Here is a 17,825-nt window from a genome sequence, read left to right as displayed (position 1 = left end):
TTTTCATTCCATCACCACGCAACCACAGACTGTACATTGACCGTGAAAGTGTCCGTTGCTGCGCGCCCTTGCCCCGACCATCGTGCTCTTTCCTCCGCAGGAGGGGCAGTCCATGCGAACTTCCTCCGGCGGCTTGCTCCATTCCTCCGTAAGCGCGTCGGGCAGAAACCTTTGACCGCAGAAGACACACCGCTCCAAGCTGTACGGCATATTCCCGCAGGAGGGGCATTCGGGATATCTGCCGCTCCAATAATCCTCAGCCCAGCGAATATGTACCGGCTCAGCCTTGCCGTTTTCCTTATCATCGGCGGCGGGCTGGTGTTCGCAGGTATCGCAGTAAAACTCCTTCTTGCAGACCAAGCCCTTATCCCAATGGCAGTACATAGTGAGATCTCCGGTATCAATCATTTCTGTCGTCCTCCTTCGGCGGCGCAGGCAGCGGCATCCAATAGACAACTGCAACATCGCTTCTATCTCCGATACCGACATGGACGCTCCATTCCGCCCTTTCGGGAGCGCACCAGCCCATATAGACGCCCCATCTTTCGTGCCAATACGCGACAACGAGGACATTGCTACGATCTTCCGGTAACCTCTCTTTTACAGATACCCATTTTGGCATCCGTTTTGTCGCAGCATTCAGCTTCAATTCGAGCCGGCCGGAATAGCGCTTGCTATCCTCGAACATCATCCCCATCTTTACGATTTCGTCCGGCATCAACTCTGTTGCTTCGTAGGAGGCAAGCCGCGCCAGTGCAACCTCGTACCCACGGCGGCAGTAAAGCCGCCCATCCTCGTCATACCATGTCAGCTTATCCATTGTGTTCCTCCCTCGACTTGAAGCTGCCTGCCGCCCGGCAGCTCCCCCAGTGGGGAGCGAAGCCGGTGCCGGTGGCCTTGTGCGGATCTTCGGTATACTCACAGGAGATAACCTCGCCGTTCGGCGTCACGATCTTTTTACTGCCGGAACGGGGCTTTTCGATGTAATAGCGTGGGGTGGCGTCACACGGCATAGACTTCCCGCCGGGTGTTCTGATCCAGACGATAGCCGCGCCGCAGCCTTTGCAGGTAGACGCTCTCATTCGTCGGTCACCTCCCCGAAAAGCTCATGTGTTCCGTCCTGGAGAGCCTTTTCATCGTCGGACATCTCGTAGCCCAGCTTGACGAGCAACGCATAGATGCGGTCCAGCTTCTCGTTTTCCTCATGCTTCATGGTGTAGCTGTTCCAGTAGCTGCGGAAATAGCCCTCGGACTTTCCGTCACCCAGGCGCGCATAGATCATTCGCAGGAGCGCCTTTTCGGGCGTCTTGCCGATCGCGTCGGTCACGGCCTGGAGCGTAAATGCGGCATCGTCCTCGCCGTCCTCGTCATCTTCGGCAAGGGTCTCGGCGCCAGTAGCCTGCGCGATCTCCTCTTCGGTGAGCCAACCGGTATCGTCCCAGTATTCGGCGTAGGCCCACAGCGCCACGATGTCCGCAAGGCGCTTTTTGATGGCGGCTGTGGAAACGGTAGCCACGAAGTCGGCGCGAAGCTCGTAGGCGCGGGCGGTTGCTTCGGACAGCGCCTTTTCTGCGGCGTCCTTTCGCTCCTGCTTCAGCTGCTCCTCGCGCTCTTTCGCTTCTTCCTCCGGGGTAAGGGCGGTAGGCTCATCCTTGACCATCAGCACAATATAACCCCATGTTTCGACGAAGAAGAAATACTCAATGGTACCGGCATCCTCCGGGCGATCCACTTTGACTTCGCCGTTAGTATAGAAGCTATTGACTCTCTTATATCCGGTCTTGTCGGTGATCTGCGTCGCAAAGGTACTCAGCTGCTCTACCCATAGGGCTTTACGCGCTTCTGCGGCTTCATCATTGATGGCCTGTTTCAGCTTGTACTTGAAGTTCTCGGTGCCGATGTAATCAAGCATTTCGTTCTTGCGCTCCGGGCTTTTCAGCTTGTCCAGCTCCATGTACTCGAAAAGGCTGACGCCGCGCTCCTCGGACTTCTTGAATTTGTCCTTATCCAGCTCCAGGAGCTTCACACGGCGCCGGACGGTGGTGGCGGAAAAACCGGACTTTTCCGCGATGTCCTCGACGGTATCGCCCATGTCAAGCATCATCTGGAAGCCCTGCGCCTGCTCATAGACCGTCAGATCGGACCGCTGCATATTCTCCGTGAGCATCGTACTCAGCTGCTCCCGCTCCGACATCTCGACCACGACGCAGGGAAGCTCCTCCAGACCGGCCAGCTTTGCGGCCGCAAGACGGCGGTGGCCGATGATAACGCGGTAGCTTTCTCCGTCCCACTTCTTTGTGATTTCCCCGATCAGCGGAACAACGGTGAGGTTTTGGAGTACGCCGTTGACCTTGATGCTCTCAGCCAGCTCGGTCACATCGCCCAGGTCCTTACGGGGGTTATCGGGATGCCTCCACAGTTTACTGACCGGAATGTACTTGATTTCTGCCATAAAACGCTCCTTTCTTACGCCGAGCTTTGCCCCTCGGCTGGGACAGTTTATTATTTTCGGCTCATGCCGTTCACGCGGCACCAGTGCCGCTGGGCCTGCTTCTTCCTCGCGGTGCGGCAGGCCGCGCAGAAGCGGTTTTCCTTGCGCTCGTAGAAGGTGCCGCCGCACCGTGCGCAATACTGAGGCTGAATACGCCGGAATGCTGTGCAGCTGTCGCAATCCGTACACCCTGCGGAGCATCCGCCAATGTCGTCCCAATTCATGCACATAAACCGCTGCCAGTAAGGATCATAGCCGAGATCGTTCATGCGCTTACGAAGGACCGTTGCCAGCGCGGATAGGTCGCGCCTGACCTGATGGCGGGTGCGGGAGATATAGAAGCCATGACGGACGTCCATTTCCGGCGCACCGTGCCCCCACGCGCCATCACCGAGCATTTCCCGCACCTTGTCGGCGTTCTCGGTCAGATAATCGTTGTAGACCTTGGAGCGGACGCACTTTTCGGAACGGCCGACCGCCTTGCCTATGGCAGCGTAGCTGTCGCCGTGGCGGATGCCGTCTGCCAGTATTTCAAAATCCTCGCTGGTCCATGTGCCGCGCTTTCCGGTCAGCTCCATCGAAACGGGGCGGTCCTTGATGCCGAGGTCACGACAACGGCGCGCGATTGCACCGTGAGAACGATGCATCATCTCGGAAATTTCCGCCCATGAGTACCTGTGCTTACTGAGCAGCATCTTCAGCCGAGAGTCCTCGTCCTCTCCCCACGGGTCTTTCCTCTGAATGGCGTATGCCTCAAAGTCTTTCTTGCGCTGCTCGGCTACCCAGCCCGGCTCCTCACCGAGCGCCAACGGCTCCATCTTGGAAAAGTCGATGAAGCTGCGGTATCGCTCGGCCCACTCCCAGAACTCCTCAATGTAGACCACCCGAAAGCTGCAGCGGTTGACCTTTTTTGTGTGGACGGGCAAGCCGCGATTTTCGACCTAGCTTTTCATCTTGTAGCCGTAGGAGCTGCTTCCTCCGTTCACCGCCAGCAGGAGTTGATTTAGAGTGACATACTCGCCAGCCATCAATACCGCGCCTAAACCCAGACGCTGAGCTTTGACCTTGACGGCGTTTGTAGTACGATTGAGTTTCTTTGCGATGGCCGGAACAGAAATCTGCCCCCACTTTTCCATCAAATAATCTTCTTCCTCGGGCTTCCATGTCCGGCTCCCGAGAGGCGGCGGCTGCCGCATTCCGTTCCCTCCCATCAAAATAGAGTGAGCTGGCCGGTTTTCGTTTCCGCCAGCGGTTGAGATTGTTCCGGCGGCGCGGCAGGCGCCGGCGGCTCTGCCGGTACCTGCTCTGCCGCGTTCCGAAACAGGATATCCATTTGCGCCCCGATGCGGCGGTAGTGCCAGACATCGCGGAAATACATCGGTGTGTACCAGACCTGCGGGCCGTCCTTTGGCAGCAGACCGCGGGCGTCGTAGCTGACGGACGGGCGCAGGAGCGAGTCGTCAATGACAACATAGCCGGGGCAGCCGAGCAAGCTCAGTTGGATGTAACACATACACCCGGCGAGGAAATCTATGTCCTGCGCCACGAACAGCACCGAGGTCTGATAGTTGATATGCTGTCTCCGGCACTCATTGGCGAATGCGAGCAGCAGCGCACCGGCTCCGCAGGCGGGGTCGTTCACGGACACCCAGCCCTGCTTTTCTATCCGCGCCGTCATATCAGGCGCATAGGTCATCGCGGACATCACCCTGCAGACACTGTACGGAGTGAAGAACTGTCCTTTCCATTCGTTTCCGAGGCCGAGTGCCATAAAAAGCTCACCGAGGAAGTCCTGCTCGGGATCGCGCTCCAATTCGGCTACGACCTCAAGCAACATATCTGCAAAGACTTCCAGCTCCTTAGCGGAATACTTCTCTGCGCGGCTGCGGTACATTTCTTCCCTGGCCTTGGCCTGCGGGCCTCCCATCGTGTTGGCGATTGCGATGGCCGACATGATGATGAAGTCCTGCCAGATATCCCAGCGGGAATACTTCCCACTCAGCCCTTCTATGAAGCGGACGATATTCTTCTGACTTTCCCCTCTGACGTGCCGCAGGGCGTTTCCCATGACTTAGCCCTCCTTGTTCGCTGCTTTCAGTTCTGCGGCTTCGCGCAGCTGCGGAGCGACTGACTTAACGGCGGCTTGATACCCGGCGTCATACCCGCGTTTCCACACGCGGCTGAGGTAGGCCGCAAGCGTCGCCTTGTCCATGTGCTTGATTGTCTTGTAATCCTCGCGGCGCATCTGACCGGCAAGCTGCAGGTCGTGCGCGGTATGCTTATTGGCATTTACGGTCGGCATCAATCTTCACCGCCTTCCGTGTCGTCAGGCTCGTCGGTAGGGAGGACCTCGCGGCCATCGGAGCCGTTATACGGGCCGACGACACCCAGCTCCTCCAGTGCGTCAATCAGACGCGCAGCCTTTGCGTAGCCAACGCTCGTACGGCGTTGCAACAGCCCCACAGTCGCTTTATTCTCTGCCCGAACAATGGTAATGGCCTGCTGAATGTCGGGGTCGTCCAGGTCAACCTCGGGGCCATCCTCGCCCTGCATATCCCCCTCGTCCTCCGGCTCCTCGTCGGTATCGCCAGCCTCGTCCTCGTCAATGACCGGCATGAGGCCGCTGCGCAATGCGTTCTTTTCCAGCACATCGCGGAAGAAATACTGCTGCCAGTAGGTAATCATCTTCACCAGAATGGACTCGATCTTGGTGCGGAGCGTCTTGCTGATGGTAAAGGTGCCGCCCGTTACCTTCGTGTCCAGACCGCCGTCCTCGAAGATCCAGGACATGGAGGCGTCGGGGCTGCGGTAGCCGACCTCCTCGACGTTCTCCAGCATGGAAATCTGCGCGTCCATGCCCTGTACGGGCTTGATGGTAAAGATGATGGGGTATCTGTCTTTTTCAAAGCGATAGACGAGATCGTGCTCATCGCACAGGCCCTGCATCTTCTTTTTTTGGGCTTCATACATGGAAATTTCGCTCATGGTGGTAACTCCTTTCAATTCAGTTGAGCAGAAGCAGCGTGCCATTCCACGCCGTCTGCACTTGATATTTCTCCAAGTCGGCCTCAGTCACATACTTGCGGCCGAAGTGGTCTTTCATGGTCTTCCAGATGTCCCAGGGGACGCAATAGACCATGCCGGAGCTGAAACCGGCGATGACAAAGCAGCGAGCGCCGAGCGCCTGATGCCTGTCCATATAGTCCTGCTGGCTCTGGAGGACGCGGCTCTGCTCCATTCGGTCGGCGGCGGTGAATTTCGCCTCGAACATGACCGTCCTGCCGCCCTTGATGGTGCCTTTATAGTCCGGCTGTGCCTGCTTTTCGTAGTAGGCGATGAACTTGCCATTGCCGAGATTTTTCGTGGGGTGCATCGGCTCCGGCGTCTTTTCGATGATCGCAAAGCCTTTCTGTGCGTAGTAGGCAAAGGAATCGTCGATGCGGCTCTCAAACTGCTTACCGCGGGCTTTTGCGATCTTGCCGAGCAGCTGGCGCTTCGGGTCTTTCTTCACAGTCATGAGAGATACCCTCCCAGCCATAGCCCGCTGGCGAGCATTCCCAGCCCGATGCAACCTTGCCGGAGTATCTGGCTCATGGGGATAAGGTCGCAATCGCTGGCGCCGGCAGTTCCGAGGACCAGGAGGAAGCCGAGCGCGGCGATGATGCCGCAGGCTTGCCGAAATCTCTTTCGCGTCATGCTCGTTACCTCCAGATGTATTCGCGGCAGAAGATGTGATCTCCGATCTGCCCCCATACGCGGTCATTCTCTCCATTGCGGGAGAAGAAAACCACGTCGGCGTCAAGGATCGTGTCTCCATACAGAGCGCCGTTGATGGCGTCATACTGCGCTTGCGCCGGCGTCGCGGTGCTGACCGCGTAGATGGTGGAGAACTGGGGAACATCGCCGTCTTCTCCTTGGTGCAGCACATCGTGTACTGAGTCCGGGAAAGCGGAGTGCAGCACGCGGTTGAAAACGACTTCGACAACGGCCTGCTGCCCCTCGGCGCTCTGATTGCCGGCTTCGAGGAATACGACCGCAGCCAGTTCTGCCAGCTCCTCGTCAGTCATTTCGATGTTGACATACCGAGCTGCACGGGCGGGACGATCTTCGGCCCTGGTAACTTGCTCAGCCTCGGTCATTTCTGCTTCTAAAAGCCGGACAGGTGCTGTCGTTGCTGGGTTTTCTAACTTGCCGGTCATTTGTGCCGACGCTGCGGCTTCCTCGCTAACACTGATGCGGAGAGCCACGATGCAGGCTAAAACTGCGAGCAGGCAGATAAGCGGCGCCGGCGAAGCCCTCCTTTTTCTTCTTCGTTTCATGTTTTCCCTCCTATCTGCTTCATGCCCGGCCCGACCGCTTTTCGCGGCCCGCTGTTGAGCGCGCTTGTCTGCCGGATGATCGTTTCATATGCGGACTTGAAACCGTCGTAGTTGTAATACTCGTATGTCTTTACGGTGCCGTCGCCAAAGGTGCGCTCTCCTGTTGCAATCAACCGAGAGGGGCCACCCATAGCCTCAATGACGCGCCTGATATCCGTTCCCTCCGACAATCTTGCCACAGCCTCCTCTGGTGTTTTCCCAAAGTCCATATCGAGCTTGAGGTAATTCCACGCCTGGTCAATCCGCGCCCTCACTTCGGCCTGCACCTTTTCGGCTTTTTCCTTGAATTCTGCGATAGTCGGCGGGAATTTACACTCGCGTACCAACTTTACAACAGCCTGCTGCCCCGTCCAGAAGTCGATCTCCGGCAAGCAGGTCACCCACAGATTGATGGTAGGGCCGAGCTTTGCGATGCCGCCCTTGAAAACCTCTGCATTCGGATAGGCAAGGAGCATCACGGCGAATATCTCGCTCATTTCCTTGTGCGTCATAGGCTTTCCTCGCTGGCGTACATCTGGTGGAGCTGCTGCAGGTCGTCCATAGCACTCCCGCTGGCGCTTGGTCGGCTGCCGTTGCCGCCACGGATGCCCCAGCGTTCACGGCTACACTTCCGAATGACAAGATTCCAGTCGCGCCACTTGTTCTTGTTGCCGTGCATTTGAGCGGACTCGTCTATGTAGTCGATGCAGCGCGTCAACTCTTCTTCGCCGAGGTCGTCGATCAGCCGGGCGTATTCCTCTTCAGTGAGCCGCACCCATCCATGCGCGCCGTGCTTATGGCGGGGGACCTCGTGGTGGCCATCTTCTGCAGCGTTATACTGCGCCGTTACGGTAGAACGCTCGTTGTAGCGCGCTGCCAGGTACTCGCGGAAACGATCGTTCTTGACCTTGCGAATCTCGCTCAGCAACGGCTTGTTGAGCTTTTCGGACGTCGACCAGTTGTATCGACACCAGTTAAGGATCAGCAGCTCCTTGGTCTGCGCGCTGTACCGAATGACATTGTGCGCGCTATCCAGGCGTTTCAGCAGGCGTTCCACGGAATCGTTGTTGTACCCTGTCTCGTTGGCAATTTGCTTGATGCTGACCTCGTAACAGCCGCAGAGATTGGTGTGCGGATTGGTCATGCAGTAGAGATAGATGTACCGATCCTCGGGCGTAAAGTCATCGACGACCTTGCTGTCCGTCCAAAAGTCCATGCTGATATTCCGATAGCTCGCCATAGTGTTCACCTCCTTCGGTGGGCTGTCGCCCGGTTTCCCGGGCGACCATATCAGAACGGAAGCTCGCCGTCGTCCTCACTGACTTCCGCAAAGTCACCGCCGTAATCCGACGCAGGATAGCCTCCGGAGGCCGCGCCATAGGAGGAGCCGCCCGGCGCACCGTAGCTCGGTCCCCGCTGGGGGTAGCCTCCCTGCGGAGCATAACTACCTTGCGGATAACCGCCGCCGTCACCGTCGCGTTTGGAATCCCCAAAGTAAACATTGTCGGCTACAATTTCGGCGGATCGGCGCTTGTTGCCGTTGTTGTCCTGCCAGTCGCGGATCTGCAGTCGCCCCTCGACGACCGCCATGCGTCCCTTGCTGAAATATTTGCAGACGAATTCAGCGGTAGTTCGCCAGGCAACGATGTCGATGAAATCCGTTTCCTTTTCCCCAGACTGGCTTTTGAAATCGCGGTCGCAGGCGACGGAGAAGCTGGTCACAGAAAGACCGGACTGCGTACGCCGCAACTCTGGGTCGCGGGTCAATCGACCCATGACGATGATCTTATTCAGCATCGGCCGTAGCCTCCGGCTCGTCAGCGTTTCGCAGCACCAACATCTTCATGCGGTACAGCGCACTGCGCGCCTGCTGAATGGCGTCGAGAACTCTTTCGACATTGTAGCTGTTCTCACCCTTGATGGTCGCTTCCAGCACATCACGCTCAGTTTCGGCGCGGATCAGCTCCTCGTAGCGATCCTGCGGAACGAGGACAAAGCCGGGGTCAAGCATCAGGTCAGCGACCAGCTCAGCGGGGGTCTTTTTGGTATCTTCCATAACGGTCTCCTTTCGTTTCTTTCTCAATGATTTCGATGGCCTTGCGGCACTGGCCGACATCAAACATTCCGATGTGGGTCTTCTCCACGGGCAAGCCCATCTTCTGAGCCAGCCACGCATAGGCCGCGTTGCGGTGGCCGCGAAAGCGGCCGTACTTCCACAGAGGGTCAAATACGGCGTGTGCAGCCTTTTTCCAATTCCGCAGTTCCGCATTGGCGAGGCGGCCAAGGGGCTTATCCGTCCCCTTATGAACACCGACATACGCCATGCAGTTCCGGCAGAGATAGATTTTGCCGTAGCTCTTGCCGTAGATGACCTTGCTGTCGACATACTCGGTCTCTCGACCGCAGTAGTCGCAATAGACTTTCCTCACGGATGCCATGCCTCCTTGTATCTGGCGATCTGCTCGGGGGTGTCGGTTTCGATGCCGACCTCCTGGCACTCGGAAATGATGCCGTCCAGAAAGACGCTCATTTCTTTCGTGGAATATTCGCTGGTGCCTTTGATCGCCCGGTAATGAATGAACTTCTTCCCCTCGACATAACCGACGCCGGTTTCGGCGTAGTGCCGCGCCACCAGCGCGGGTGGTACGCCCTCTCGCAGGGAGAACAGCACCTTGCACTCGTTTCCGGCCTCGTCGGTGTATGTCTCGCCGGTGCCGTAGCGCCGGAGCATTTCCTCGTAAACGGAGTCCTTGTCCGACTTCACAGCGACGGCCAGTTTCTCAATCAGCGACCATGCGTAGTTGTTCGCGTTGAGACTTCGGGGGACGACGCGTCTTTTGATGGAGAATGTAATCTCCTGATCGCCGAGCGCGTCCCACAGCTTCTTGCAGCTCTCTCTGGTCGTGATGGTCAGCACGCTTTCTCCGGTGCGGGAGAACGACCAGTCTTTCAGCTTGCCGTTCATAGCGTCGCCCACTTCTCCTGGTATACCTGCATCAGATCGGTCGCGCGCAGCCAGTCGAGGAAATCGGAAATGACAGGAAAAATACTGGGTGCTTCCTCACGGCGGTACGTTTCCGGCCATACTGCACTCCCGTTGCTGGCAAGATAGGTGAACTGCCGCGCTTCAGGAATCAGCTCGAAGTAGGTGGGGTGCTGTGTGCTGGAAAAGAACTTTCCGGTGTCGTAGCTCTTGGTAAATTTGATGTCGATGATCTCCCCAGCTTTCAGGCAGTCCAGACGGCCATACAGAAGCAGGCTCACGCCGCCGACCTCGATGGTCTTTTTGACCTTGTACTGGAGGACGCCTCCGGCGCAGCGCCGGGCGACCTTTTCTGCGGCGGCATACCACGGATCGTTGGGATCGGCGCAACCGTTGATGATGTCCGTCACCATATCCTCGAACTTGATGCCGTTCTGCATGGCCTCCGTGGTCGGCGTCGGATCACGGCGCAGCGTCTTCATGAATTCGCTCATCGGATCGCGCTCTGTCGTCATGTCCTCGTAGGGGTTTTCCTTCATGGTGTAGAGCCAGGACGCCAACAGGGAATGGGTCATCAGATAGCGTCCCATTTACTCCGCCTCCTTTGCCTCCTCGGGCGCAGGCGTGTATTTCTTCAAAACCTTGTCGAAGAACAGGCCGCATTCCTTGATCTTTTTGTTCCAGAGAACGCCCAACTCCTTGTTGGAGGTCAGCGCGTGCTTAATGGCCTGATATTTCGGCATGGCGGCGTTGGCGGTGTCTGCATCGACAATGTCGGCGATGATGGCCGTGCCCTCAACCATCGCGGCCTCGTATGCCGCCTGATCGACTGCGTTCTGCTCGACCTCGGCGGTGGCCTTGGCGTTGTACTCGGCGAACAGCTTCGTCAGGAAGTCGTTAGGGCTGGTCGGGCCGAGTGCGGGGATCTTGCGAATGCCGGAGATACCGCGCGTCCCCTTGGCGAAATACCTCTCGCAGTTGGAGAAGCCGATGGTGCGGTCATTGCCGTAGATTTCCACGAAGCCGCCCAGGTCCATAGGCTCCCAGACGTTGTTTTTCGTCTGGCCCTCGACCTTGATGCGGAGGCGGGTGTTGTCGCCGTCCTTTTCCTCCGTGGCGTGGAACACGATGACGATGTTTTTCTGCAGCTCATAGAAGCAGTAGTCCATCAGCCGGACGAATTCCTTGCCAACAAAGCCGTAGCCTTTGAGGGAGAGGCTGCCGTCGCGCTGACCATACTTCGGGTCTTTCTTGATGGCCCACAGGGACATCAGCGAGATCAGCTTGCCGCCGGTATCGAAAACCAGCGTGTCGAAGTCCTGAAGATTGATGGGGGTGAGATCGCCGAGGATCTCGTCGTAGCTCTGGGGCTGGATGTACGGCTTGCGGTAGCGCGGCTCGATGCGGTCGATACCGAAGTCAACGTCGATGTGCAGGGGATTGGGGGCGGACAGCGCCAGAGTGGATTTCCCGATGCCGGGATAACCGGCGATCAGCATGCGGATTTTCTTCGCGCCCTCCTGGATGTCGTTCGGGTTTCTAATCATGGTGATAGCTCCTTTCAGTTGGTAGCGGCTTCGCGCCGCAGAGTGATGATTTCGTGGCACCGGAAACCGAAATTGCTTTCCCGGTACATTTCGGTCAGCTTGAAGTGCTCCTCATCATAAACGCTGGAACAGTTCAGCAAGCCCTCGGTCTTGTCCGGGTGATAGGCGCGGAATGCGGAGCAGGCCGAGCGACGGTCCGGGGCGTCAACCTCAGTCCAGCCGCCGAAAAACGGCTGGCCGTCCGTGCCGTAGGTAAAATAGAACTTTGCCATTATCGCGCCTCGCTTTCCCACTTGATACCGCCGCCGCTCAGACTGACGGCCATTGCGCCGAGGAATTTGATGTCGTCCTCGTCCAGCCCGATAAAGTCTCTCTCGCCGGGCGTGGTGAAGCCTTCTTTGAGAATCACGATGTCTCCGACAATGGGATTTCCGTGGCGCACGGTATCGTAGAGAATGCAGCCAAACAGGTTGAGCGGCAGACCGTGCAGCAACCCCTCTTCGTTGACGACCATGCAGAACGGACCGGGCAGGCCCTTCGGGTGCACGACCTCGATCCATCCACCGACAGCCTTTCCGATGGTCTCATAAGCAGGCTCGTTGAACTCCCTGACCTGCATCTTGTTTTCGGTGGTGATAACCAGTCCTTTCATCAATACTCCTTTCCGGGGAAGCACTCCGGCTCCTCCCATGCGTCGGACTGCTTGATGCAGATATCGCAGCCGACGATATTCAAATCTTTGTCTCTGAAAATTTCCTCGCACTCTTCACCACAGACGGGGCAAATCGGGAAGGTCGGCTCCTTGCCGTCCGGGTAGCCGGTGCGCTCCATGTTTTGGATAACGGGGTGGTCTGGCAGATCGTAGCTCATTCGGTTTCACCTGCCTCTGTGATGTAGCGGCGGACGGTGGCGGTCAGCCAGTCCTGTGTGGTGGCGTAGCCCTCAGCCTCTATCAGCCGTTGCAACGCCTCGTAGTCAGCGGTTTCAAGCCTTGCCGAGATACGACAGGTCAGCCGGTGTGCGTCCTTTTTGGCCGTCTTGCGGCTCTCTGCCAGTTCCGGTGCGAAGTGCGAATAAAGCGCCGCCATCGCGTCCGGCCGCAGGCTCACGCCGTAGGCATCTCCGTTCTCGCACTTGCTTTGAACGGTCTTGTCGTACTTGGGGTAGATGGCTTGTACCACCGCGACCATATCCTTGGCCGGTATCTGCTTGGAAAGCCGGAGCTCTCTCAACTCTTCTGCCACGGTAGCACCCCCTCACCTCTTGACTTCGCGCAGAGCGGTTGGTAAACTGACTGTGGGTAAGCATTTGCCCGAGGTCGTTCCCGATGCAGCGGGGCGACCTCTTTTTTCGTTTCGCGGCAATCACAGGCTTCGCCCGGGTCATTATTGCTCCCGCAAAGCGGGCAAGTCCGGTAATATGCCATTCTTTCAACTCCCTTCATTTTGCGGATCTGCCTGCGCGTCTGGCTGCGGTTTTTGCGTCCAGCGCTTCGCGCCCACCTGGCTGCCGAAGTATTCCGTGGATCAGATCCAGCGTCGCTGCGGCGAGGTTGTCCCGTACAAAATCAGGAATCTCCGCCGTGTTGATATGTACTTCGTTCACCAGCTCGCTTTCCTCGGTTGGCGTAAACCTTGCGACCTGCATCGGAACCTCCTCTCTCCCATTAGTTCAAGGCTATTGAACTTCAATGGTAAAAAAATAAGCAGGAATGTCGGAATCGCCAATCTCCAGCAGAGAACAGGCCTTGGAAATCTCCGGCTGCTTAAACGGTACTTTGCTGTTGAGCTTCAGAGAAAGACTGCGCTCAGACATTCCCATCGCGCCGGAAAAGCGAGCCTGCGTTCCAAACTTTTCGGTGATGCGACCCAAGAGCTTGCTGTAATCGTACGCCATTTTTATCCTCCTTTCAGCTTGTTCAAAAGTTCAATTTCCTTGAACCTGTCGTTAGAATACCATACGCCTTGATGATTTGCAACACATTTTTTCAAAAAAGTTGAACTTTTTTTCTTTTCGCTATTGAACTTTTGTTCAAAGCCCTTTATAATGATGTCATCTGCAAGGGGAGGATAGACCAATGAAAGAGTACAGCACTTCTCAGCGTTTGAAGCAAATCATGGACATCAAGAAGATGCGCCAGGTCGATATTCTTCACGCTGCAGAGCCTTATTGCAAACGGTTTGACGTAAAGCTCAACAAGAACGATTTGAGCCAGTATGTTTCAGGGAAGACCCTTCCTGGGCAGGACAAGCTTACAATCCTCGGCCTCGCACTCGGCGTTTCCGAGGCCTGGCTTATGGGGTATGATGTCAGCATGGAAAGAAGCGTAACGCCCACCGCTGAAACGAGCGATGGGCGCACAAAAGAGTATATTGAGCTATTCGAGCTGCTGACCCCGGAAAAGCAAGATATCATCATCAATGTGATAAAAGGGCTTTTAGCTGGCTGATTATCATATCCTGCTGGCTTTCGGAAAGCTTTGAAAACAGCTCGGCCGCGAGCAGCGTTTTTAATATACTCCTCGCTGCTGCTTCCGATTGATGATCGTGTCCCATGCCCGGACTCCTTTCTTTGCAAAATTGCCATCTACGGCATCGTTATTCTATCAAAATTTATGCAGTTTCGCTTTGAAAAGATATATTATCACTTTCGACTGACTTCGCATCGTGGTATGGTGTAGGAGCGGGAGTTTGAGAAGCGAGGAGGTAAACATGAAAAGAGTGTTCAAAGGCTGGTCAGTTTTCTTATGCTGTGTATTGGCATTATCATTAGCTGGGTGCTCGTCCGAAGTCCAAGAAAGTGCCTCTGTCGATCAGGAGCTACAAGCCCACGAAGATAGCCTTTCTTCTATGCTGTCCGGAGATGTACCTGTTTTATCTTTGTCCGTTGGAGAAGAAGACGGGATATATAGCCTCCGTGTTTCCGTTGGAGCCTCCGGGAAAGTATCGTCTTTCGGGGACTATGTACTGGCAACGCGCGAAGCATTTGAAACTGAGTTCGATGCCGATTCTCGAGATTGTTTTTCTGTTAGCATGGCTGTGACTGGAAATTCAATGCTTCGCTTCAGCAGCGATGGCTATTCTGATGAGGCTGATACAATAAGTGGTCTATTTTCTGATACGAGATCCGGCTCTGTGGTAACCACCCAGATTTCCAGTCTCGACGATTTATTCGAGAAGTTCCCCGCAGCGCGCTTATATGCGGAAAACCATAAAATCGAACAATAGATACCCTATGGATATGGTATCTATACCGTATCTATAGGGTAGCGATACATCGCGTGCGCGCGTGCGTGTGCGCGCGATCGTGCGCGCACTGTCTCTGTACCTGTATCTGTATCTGAGACTGTATCTGTAATCTGTTTCTGATTCTGAATATCTACTACTGCAAATCTATCGTTAGAAGGGGGTGGCGCTGTTGCCGAGAAAACCTGCAAAGCACCCGGCGAAGCCGAAGCGGGGCAAGAAGCTGGAAATCGAAGAGCCGGGCGTTCTCTATGGCCGGTACAGCAGCCACAACCAGAAGGACATTTCCGTAGAGCAGCAGTTCGAAAAGGGCTACGAGCTGGCGGCGGAGTATGGCATCAGGATCATTGACACCTATGCCGACCGCGCCGTTTCTGGCCGCACCGACAAGCGCCGTGACTTCCAGCGCATGATGACTGACGCTGCAAAAGGGAAGTTCCGCTATGTAATCGCGTGGAAGTCTAACCGCATGGGGCGCAATATGCTGGAGGCTCTGATCAACGAAGCTCGGCTTCAGGATCTGGGCGTTCGCGTTCTCTATGTGGAGGAGGATTTCGACGATACTGCGGCTGGACGCTTCGCCGCCCGCTCGATGATGAATGTCAACCAGTTCTATTCCGAGAACATGGCCGAGGACATCAAGCGCGGCCTATATGACAACGCCGCGAATTGCATGGTGGCGAACGGCCATCTGCCCTACGGCTATAAAGCGGACGAAACGCTGCACTATGCCATCGACGAGCCGAAGGCTGCGGTTATCCGGGAGATATTCACTCGCGTTTCCTGCGGTGAGGCTTTCGTTGATATCATGGCCAGCCTGAATGTCCGGGGAATCAAGACCTCGTACGGTCGCCCGTGGGGGCGGTCGAGCTTTCAGAAGATCCTTTCCAACGAACGGTATCGCGGCATCTATATCTACGGCGATGTCCGCAAAGAGGGCGGCATCCCGAGGATTATCAGCGACGAGCTTTACTTCAAGGTCCAGGAGGTGATCACCACGAAGAAGAATCCGCAAGGGCGTCACCGCGTCAATGGTGACTATCTGCTTACCGGCAAGCTGTTCTGCGGGCATTGTAAAAGCCCCATGACTGGCGTCTCCGGCACCGGACGCTCCGGCAACCTGCATTACTACTACGTCTGCCAGAAGCGTCGAACGGAAAAGACCTGCGATAAAAAGAATGTACGCCGAGATGAAATTGAGCTGCAGGTCGCCCAGGCCATCAAAGACTATGCTCTGAAGGACGATGTTATCGAGTGGATCGCCGACAGCACGGTCGCCTACAATGAGCGCAAGGAAGCCGAGAGCAAGGTCGGCATTTTGGAAGACCAACTCGCCGGCACGGAGCATGGCATAAAAAACATCATGTCCGCCATCGAGCAGGGCATCATCACCGAAACCACGAAAAGCAGGCTGGTCGAGCTGGAGTCTGAGCGTGCTACCATCAAAGCTAATATCGCAGCGGCTCGGGCAGACATCGTGACTGTCAGCCGCGATGACATTATATCCGGCTTGGAGATGTTCCGAGATGGCGATGTTCACGATAAGAAGTACCAAGCGCGCCTATTTGACACATTCCTGGTCGCGGTGTATGCTTATGACGATGATCTGCGGCTGGTGTTCAGCTTCTCCGGCAATAAAAATACAATCCAAATCCCAATAGAATCCGCAGTTAACGCAGTAGAGAATAACGAGGCTGAGTGTTCGTTTAAGCTCTGCTCTGCTCCACCAATTTGATCCCAGGTCGAACCCCAGGAGCTGGGTTCGACACTGGACTCATCAGCTCCATCATAACGCGCAGGTACGAATCATACACATTGTTAGGAACGTATTTGCGGTCACAATCAACAACGGCAGCAAGCAGTAATGCTTGCTGCCGTTGTTTTATATGTTGTGTAGAATTATTTTGCGCAATAAGGGACAGGAATTGTTTCGGATAATAACATATAATTAAAAAAACAGGATCATATAGAGCATCAATCCGGAAATCTTTTCTGATATAAATAGGTGATTGATGCGATATATAGCTACGGCAAAAAAAATTAACAGCCGATAACAAGAGGTTAAAAGACCAAGGTTAATGATGCACATATATTGCGCTAAAGGCTTAACTTGTGCTAAATCTTGACATAGGACCAACAGCGACAAAAGATAGGTTACATGCTTTAATTGAAAAAGCGTGTTTAAACCATATGGTTAAACACGCCTTTTAATTACCAGCTACCGCCTTTCCAAAAGAATCCCTATTGTGGTTTGCACTTGCAATTTTTGATCAGTCTTCGATGTTCAGGGTTTCGTAAAGCAACATATCGCTTTCTTCTAAATGCCGCTACATTAACATCGGCCTATATTGACCTGCTGAACTCTAAAACAAGTGTTTTGATGCTACTACAATATAATTGCTGGGTAAAGCACGCTTGGCTGGCGTGCTTTATTCGTTCTCAGACCTCAGGGTGTAATCGGGTAGCGCTTTGACGCTTGGGCTTCTCGTGTCCGCATGCAATACTGCTACCCATCCCTCATTGTAGCGTTCGGTTGAGCAGGTTGGGTTTGTTGCCCGCGTCACGCAGTAGCTTGAATCGACATTGAGAGAAAGATGGTTTCCGATTGCAAATTTTGTATTGGGGGAGTGAACGTAAACTGTGTAGGCATTGATGTTTCCAAAGGCAAAAGCATGATCGCCGTCATGCGGCCTTTGTGAGAGATGGTGCCCCCTTCACTTTGAGGTGGGACACACAGATGTTGAGTTGTACGAACTGTCCGAACTGCTGTGGGAACTGGACGGCGAAAATCGCATACTGATGGAGACTGCGGGGAACTGCCATTTGCCGGTTGCCAGCCTCCTTTACCATTCCGAGTTTTACGGTTCCGTGGTGAACGCCATGCTGATGCATGGCTACGGGAGTAACAGTCTACGGCGGGCCAAGACCGACAAGAAAGACGCGATCAAGTTGGCCAATTACGGCCTTGACCACTGGCTGGCGATGCCCAGTACATCCCAGAGGATGAGATACGGCTCATGCTGAAAACCGCATACCGACAGTACCAGCAATGTGCCAAGGTGCAGACCATGCTCAAAAACAACCGGATTTCCTTGCTCGCCACCGCTTTCCCTGATGCAAACCGCCTGTTTATCAGCCCTGTCAGGGCGAATGGCAGCGAGAAATGGATAGGCTTTGTAGCTGCTTTCCCGCATTGTGAGT

Annotated in this window: 29 protein-coding genes and 1 pseudogene; 4 read left to right on the top strand and 26 right to left on the bottom strand. The window is 55.4% G+C overall.

The genetic code is table 11. The annotated features are described in order from the left end of the window. Nucleotides 1-3: 3 nt before the first annotated feature. From OCV66_RS07850 to OCV66_RS07725, 26 genes are all read right to left on the bottom strand, one after another. Entirely contained in the window at nt 4-408 is a 405-nt protein-coding gene (locus tag OCV66_RS07850; protein WP_147574093.1) for a hypothetical protein, read from the bottom strand. Next, nucleotides 401-820: a DUF551 domain-containing protein gene (locus tag OCV66_RS07845; protein WP_147574092.1), complete on the bottom strand. Its 420-nt coding sequence runs from the start codon at nt 818-820 to the stop codon at nt 401-403. Before OCV66_RS07845 ends, OCV66_RS07850 begins: the two co-directional genes overlap by 8 nt. Continuing rightward, entirely contained in the window at nt 813-1,082 is a 270-nt protein-coding gene (locus OCV66_RS07840; RefSeq protein ID WP_147574091.1) for a hypothetical protein, read from the bottom strand. The genes OCV66_RS07845 and OCV66_RS07840 overlap by 8 nt, the downstream gene beginning before the upstream one ends. Continuing rightward, nucleotides 1,079-2,452 carry a ParB/RepB/Spo0J family partition protein gene (locus OCV66_RS07835; RefSeq protein ID WP_147574090.1) on the bottom strand — a complete coding sequence of 458 codons (1,374 nt, stop codon included), beginning with the start codon at nt 2,450-2,452 and terminating at the stop codon, nt 1,079-1,081. The genes OCV66_RS07840 and OCV66_RS07835 overlap by 4 nt, the downstream gene beginning before the upstream one ends. A gap of 50 nt (nt 2,453-2,502) precedes the next feature. After that, nucleotides 2,503-3,417: a hypothetical protein gene (locus tag OCV66_RS07830; RefSeq protein ID WP_262564171.1), complete on the bottom strand. Its 915-nt coding sequence runs from the start codon at nt 3,415-3,417 to the stop codon at nt 2,503-2,505. 15 nt (nt 3,418-3,432) lie between these two features. Next, complete coding sequence (locus tag OCV66_RS07825; RefSeq protein ID WP_262564169.1) at nt 3,433-3,687, bottom strand: hypothetical protein; 255 nt, start codon at nt 3,685-3,687, stop codon at nt 3,433-3,435. Between the two features lie 14 nt (nt 3,688-3,701). After that, on the bottom strand, nt 3,702-4,559 hold the full coding sequence (locus OCV66_RS07820) for an N-6 DNA methylase (RefSeq protein WP_147574089.1): 858 nt from the start codon (nt 4,557-4,559) through the stop codon (nt 3,702-3,704). A 3-nt stretch (nt 4,560-4,562) separates the two neighbouring features. Beyond that, the gene (locus OCV66_RS07815; protein WP_118358630.1) at nt 4,563-4,793 is read right to left on the bottom strand and encodes a hypothetical protein; all 231 of its coding nucleotides are present in this window, start codon (nt 4,791-4,793) and stop codon (nt 4,563-4,565) included. Beyond that, nucleotides 4,793-5,476: a DNA translocase FtsK gene (locus OCV66_RS15535; RefSeq protein ID WP_317258427.1), complete on the bottom strand. Its 684-nt coding sequence runs from the start codon at nt 5,474-5,476 to the stop codon at nt 4,793-4,795. Before OCV66_RS15535 ends, OCV66_RS07815 begins: the two co-directional genes overlap by 1 nt. A gap of 19 nt (nt 5,477-5,495) precedes the next feature. Continuing rightward, complete coding sequence (locus OCV66_RS07805; RefSeq protein WP_118729345.1) at nt 5,496-6,008, bottom strand: Holliday junction resolvase RecU; 513 nt, start codon at nt 6,006-6,008, stop codon at nt 5,496-5,498. Beyond that, entirely contained in the window at nt 6,005-6,187 is a 183-nt protein-coding gene (locus OCV66_RS07800) for a hypothetical protein (RefSeq protein ID WP_147574087.1), read from the bottom strand. The genes OCV66_RS07805 and OCV66_RS07800 overlap by 4 nt, the downstream gene beginning before the upstream one ends. Nucleotides 6,188-6,192: 5 nt before the next feature. Beyond that, nucleotides 6,193-6,810 carry a cell wall hydrolase gene (locus tag OCV66_RS07795; RefSeq protein WP_147574086.1) on the bottom strand — a complete coding sequence of 206 codons (618 nt, stop codon included), beginning with the start codon at nt 6,808-6,810 and terminating at the stop codon, nt 6,193-6,195. Beyond that, the gene (locus OCV66_RS07790; protein WP_118729342.1) at nt 6,807-7,361 is read right to left on the bottom strand and encodes a replicative helicase loader/inhibitor; all 555 of its coding nucleotides are present in this window, start codon (nt 7,359-7,361) and stop codon (nt 6,807-6,809) included. Before OCV66_RS07790 ends, OCV66_RS07795 begins: the two co-directional genes overlap by 4 nt. Further along, nucleotides 7,358-8,089 (bottom strand): hypothetical protein, encoded by a 732-nt coding sequence (locus tag OCV66_RS07785; RefSeq protein ID WP_147574085.1) that lies wholly within the window; start codon nt 8,087-8,089, stop codon nt 7,358-7,360. The genes OCV66_RS07790 and OCV66_RS07785 overlap by 4 nt, the downstream gene beginning before the upstream one ends. A gap of 50 nt (nt 8,090-8,139) precedes the next feature. Then, nucleotides 8,140-8,646, bottom strand: a complete 507-nt coding sequence (locus OCV66_RS07780) for a single-stranded DNA-binding protein (RefSeq protein WP_147574084.1) — start codon at nt 8,644-8,646, stop codon at nt 8,140-8,142. Then, nucleotides 8,636-8,905, bottom strand: coding sequence for a hypothetical protein (locus OCV66_RS07775; protein ID WP_118729339.1), 270 nt, complete (start codon nt 8,903-8,905; stop codon nt 8,636-8,638). Before OCV66_RS07775 ends, OCV66_RS07780 begins: the two co-directional genes overlap by 11 nt. Further along, nucleotides 8,877-9,278: a DUF3268 family zinc-finger domain-containing protein gene (locus tag OCV66_RS07770; RefSeq protein ID WP_147574083.1), complete on the bottom strand. Its 402-nt coding sequence runs from the start codon at nt 9,276-9,278 to the stop codon at nt 8,877-8,879. Before OCV66_RS07770 ends, OCV66_RS07775 begins: the two co-directional genes overlap by 29 nt. After that, nucleotides 9,275-9,814, bottom strand: coding sequence for a hypothetical protein (locus OCV66_RS07765; protein WP_147574082.1), 540 nt, complete (start codon nt 9,812-9,814; stop codon nt 9,275-9,277). Before OCV66_RS07765 ends, OCV66_RS07770 begins: the two co-directional genes overlap by 4 nt. Next, nucleotides 9,811-10,422, bottom strand: a complete 612-nt coding sequence (locus OCV66_RS07760; protein ID WP_147574081.1) for a hypothetical protein — start codon at nt 10,420-10,422, stop codon at nt 9,811-9,813. The genes OCV66_RS07765 and OCV66_RS07760 overlap by 4 nt, the downstream gene beginning before the upstream one ends. Next, nucleotides 10,423-11,379 (bottom strand): ATP-binding protein, encoded by a 957-nt coding sequence (locus OCV66_RS07755; RefSeq protein ID WP_147574080.1) that lies wholly within the window; start codon nt 11,377-11,379, stop codon nt 10,423-10,425. Nucleotides 11,380-11,393: 14 nt separating this feature from the next. Continuing rightward, nucleotides 11,394-11,651 carry a hypothetical protein gene (locus tag OCV66_RS07750; protein ID WP_147574079.1) on the bottom strand — a complete coding sequence of 86 codons (258 nt, stop codon included), beginning with the start codon at nt 11,649-11,651 and terminating at the stop codon, nt 11,394-11,396. Then, a complete protein-coding gene (locus OCV66_RS07745; RefSeq protein ID WP_262564162.1) occupies nt 11,651-12,031 on the bottom strand; it encodes a DUF3846 domain-containing protein in 381 nt (126 codons plus the stop codon). Before OCV66_RS07745 ends, OCV66_RS07750 begins: the two co-directional genes overlap by 1 nt. Beyond that, entirely contained in the window at nt 12,031-12,249 is a 219-nt protein-coding gene (locus OCV66_RS07740) for a hypothetical protein (protein ID WP_147574077.1), read from the bottom strand. Before OCV66_RS07740 ends, OCV66_RS07745 begins: the two co-directional genes overlap by 1 nt. Beyond that, entirely contained in the window at nt 12,246-12,623 is a 378-nt protein-coding gene (locus tag OCV66_RS07735) for a hypothetical protein (RefSeq protein WP_147574076.1), read from the bottom strand. The genes OCV66_RS07740 and OCV66_RS07735 overlap by 4 nt, the downstream gene beginning before the upstream one ends. Before the next feature lie 196 nt (nt 12,624-12,819). Next, nucleotides 12,820-13,026 carry a hypothetical protein gene (locus OCV66_RS07730; protein ID WP_147574075.1) on the bottom strand — a complete coding sequence of 69 codons (207 nt, stop codon included), beginning with the start codon at nt 13,024-13,026 and terminating at the stop codon, nt 12,820-12,822. Nucleotides 13,027-13,056: 30 nt separating this feature from the next. Continuing rightward, complete coding sequence (locus tag OCV66_RS07725) at nt 13,057-13,275, bottom strand: DUF739 family protein (RefSeq protein WP_147574074.1); 219 nt, start codon at nt 13,273-13,275, stop codon at nt 13,057-13,059. A 181-nt stretch (nt 13,276-13,456) separates the two neighbouring features. Here OCV66_RS07725 and OCV66_RS07720 point away from each other — a divergent pair, with 181 nt between their 5' ends. The 4 genes and pseudogenes from OCV66_RS07720 to OCV66_RS07705 form a co-directional block, all read left to right on the top strand. Continuing rightward, nucleotides 13,457-13,828, top strand: a complete 372-nt coding sequence (locus OCV66_RS07720; protein ID WP_147574073.1) for a transcriptional regulator — start codon at nt 13,457-13,459, stop codon at nt 13,826-13,828. Nucleotides 13,829-14,090: 262 nt separating this feature from the next. Beyond that, nucleotides 14,091-14,606 carry a hypothetical protein gene (locus OCV66_RS07715; protein WP_147574072.1) on the top strand — a complete coding sequence of 172 codons (516 nt, stop codon included), beginning with the start codon at nt 14,091-14,093 and terminating at the stop codon, nt 14,604-14,606. A gap of 190 nt (nt 14,607-14,796) precedes the next feature. Further along, the gene (locus tag OCV66_RS07710; protein WP_262564157.1) at nt 14,797-16,359 is read left to right on the top strand and encodes a recombinase family protein; all 1,563 of its coding nucleotides are present in this window, start codon (nt 14,797-14,799) and stop codon (nt 16,357-16,359) included. Nucleotides 16,360-17,218: 859 nt separating this feature from the next. Continuing rightward, nucleotides 17,219-17,825 (top strand): annotated as a pseudogene (locus OCV66_RS07705) (IS110 family transposase); the annotation flags it as partial.

This window comes from Agathobaculum ammoniilyticum, from assembly GCF_025567315.1.
Lineage (GTDB): Bacteria > Bacillota > Clostridia > Oscillospirales > Butyricicoccaceae > Agathobaculum > Agathobaculum ammoniilyticum.
Note: the sequence above shows the minus strand (reverse complement) of the source record. Positions and strands in the feature narration are given on the sequence as shown.

What these genes read in the sequence shown, in the direction of transcription:
- OCV66_RS07850 (WP_147574093.1), bottom strand. Translation starts at nt 408, where the DNA reads ATGATTGATACCGGAGATCTCACTATGTACTGCCATTGGGATAAGGGC.
- OCV66_RS07845 (WP_147574092.1), bottom strand. Translation starts at nt 820, where the DNA reads ATGGATAAGCTGACATGGTATGACGAGGATGGGCGGCTTTACTGCCGC.
- OCV66_RS07840 (WP_147574091.1), bottom strand. Translation starts at nt 1,082, where the DNA reads ATGAGAGCGTCTACCTGCAAAGGCTGCGGCGCGGCTATCGTCTGGATC.
- OCV66_RS07835 (WP_147574090.1), bottom strand. Translation starts at nt 2,452, where the DNA reads ATGGCAGAAATCAAGTACATTCCGGTCAGTAAACTGTGGAGGCATCCC.
- OCV66_RS07825 (WP_262564169.1), bottom strand. Translation starts at nt 3,687, where the DNA reads ATGCGGCAGCCGCCGCCTCTCGGGAGCCGGACATGGAAGCCCGAGGAA.
- OCV66_RS07820 (WP_147574089.1), bottom strand. Translation starts at nt 4,559, where the DNA reads ATGGGAAACGCCCTGCGGCACGTCAGAGGGGAAAGTCAGAAGAATATC.
- OCV66_RS07815 (WP_118358630.1), bottom strand. Translation starts at nt 4,793, where the DNA reads ATGCCGACCGTAAATGCCAATAAGCATACCGCGCACGACCTGCAGCTT.
- OCV66_RS15535 (WP_317258427.1), bottom strand. Translation starts at nt 5,476, where the DNA reads ATGAGCGAAATTTCCATGTATGAAGCCCAAAAAAAGAAGATGCAGGGC.
- OCV66_RS07805 (WP_118729345.1), bottom strand. Translation starts at nt 6,008, where the DNA reads ATGACTGTGAAGAAAGACCCGAAGCGCCAGCTGCTCGGCAAGATCGCA.
- OCV66_RS07800 (WP_147574087.1), bottom strand. Translation starts at nt 6,187, where the DNA reads ATGACGCGAAAGAGATTTCGGCAAGCCTGCGGCATCATCGCCGCGCTC.
- OCV66_RS07795 (WP_147574086.1), bottom strand. Translation starts at nt 6,810, where the DNA reads ATGAAACGAAGAAGAAAAAGGAGGGCTTCGCCGGCGCCGCTTATCTGC.
- OCV66_RS07790 (WP_118729342.1), bottom strand. Translation starts at nt 7,361, where the DNA reads ATGACGCACAAGGAAATGAGCGAGATATTCGCCGTGATGCTCCTTGCC.
- OCV66_RS07785 (WP_147574085.1), bottom strand. Translation starts at nt 8,089, where the DNA reads ATGGCGAGCTATCGGAATATCAGCATGGACTTTTGGACGGACAGCAAG.
- OCV66_RS07780 (WP_147574084.1), bottom strand. Translation starts at nt 8,646, where the DNA reads ATGCTGAATAAGATCATCGTCATGGGTCGATTGACCCGCGACCCAGAG.
- OCV66_RS07775 (WP_118729339.1), bottom strand. Translation starts at nt 8,905, where the DNA reads ATGGAAGATACCAAAAAGACCCCCGCTGAGCTGGTCGCTGACCTGATG.
- OCV66_RS07765 (WP_147574082.1), bottom strand. Translation starts at nt 9,814, where the DNA reads ATGAACGGCAAGCTGAAAGACTGGTCGTTCTCCCGCACCGGAGAAAGC.
- OCV66_RS07760 (WP_147574081.1), bottom strand. Translation starts at nt 10,422, where the DNA reads ATGGGACGCTATCTGATGACCCATTCCCTGTTGGCGTCCTGGCTCTAC.
- OCV66_RS07755 (WP_147574080.1), bottom strand. Translation starts at nt 11,379, where the DNA reads ATGATTAGAAACCCGAACGACATCCAGGAGGGCGCGAAGAAAATCCGC.
- OCV66_RS07750 (WP_147574079.1), bottom strand. Translation starts at nt 11,651, where the DNA reads ATGGCAAAGTTCTATTTTACCTACGGCACGGACGGCCAGCCGTTTTTC.
- OCV66_RS07745 (WP_262564162.1), bottom strand. Translation starts at nt 12,031, where the DNA reads ATGAAAGGACTGGTTATCACCACCGAAAACAAGATGCAGGTCAGGGAG.
- OCV66_RS07740 (WP_147574077.1), bottom strand. Translation starts at nt 12,249, where the DNA reads ATGAGCTACGATCTGCCAGACCACCCCGTTATCCAAAACATGGAGCGC.
- OCV66_RS07730 (WP_147574075.1), bottom strand. Translation starts at nt 13,026, where the DNA reads ATGCAGGTCGCAAGGTTTACGCCAACCGAGGAAAGCGAGCTGGTGAAC.
- OCV66_RS07725 (WP_147574074.1), bottom strand. Translation starts at nt 13,275, where the DNA reads ATGGCGTACGATTACAGCAAGCTCTTGGGTCGCATCACCGAAAAGTTT.
- OCV66_RS07720 (WP_147574073.1), top strand. Translation starts at nt 13,457, where the DNA reads ATGAAAGAGTACAGCACTTCTCAGCGTTTGAAGCAAATCATGGACATC.
- OCV66_RS07715 (WP_147574072.1), top strand. Translation starts at nt 14,091, where the DNA reads ATGAAAAGAGTGTTCAAAGGCTGGTCAGTTTTCTTATGCTGTGTATTG.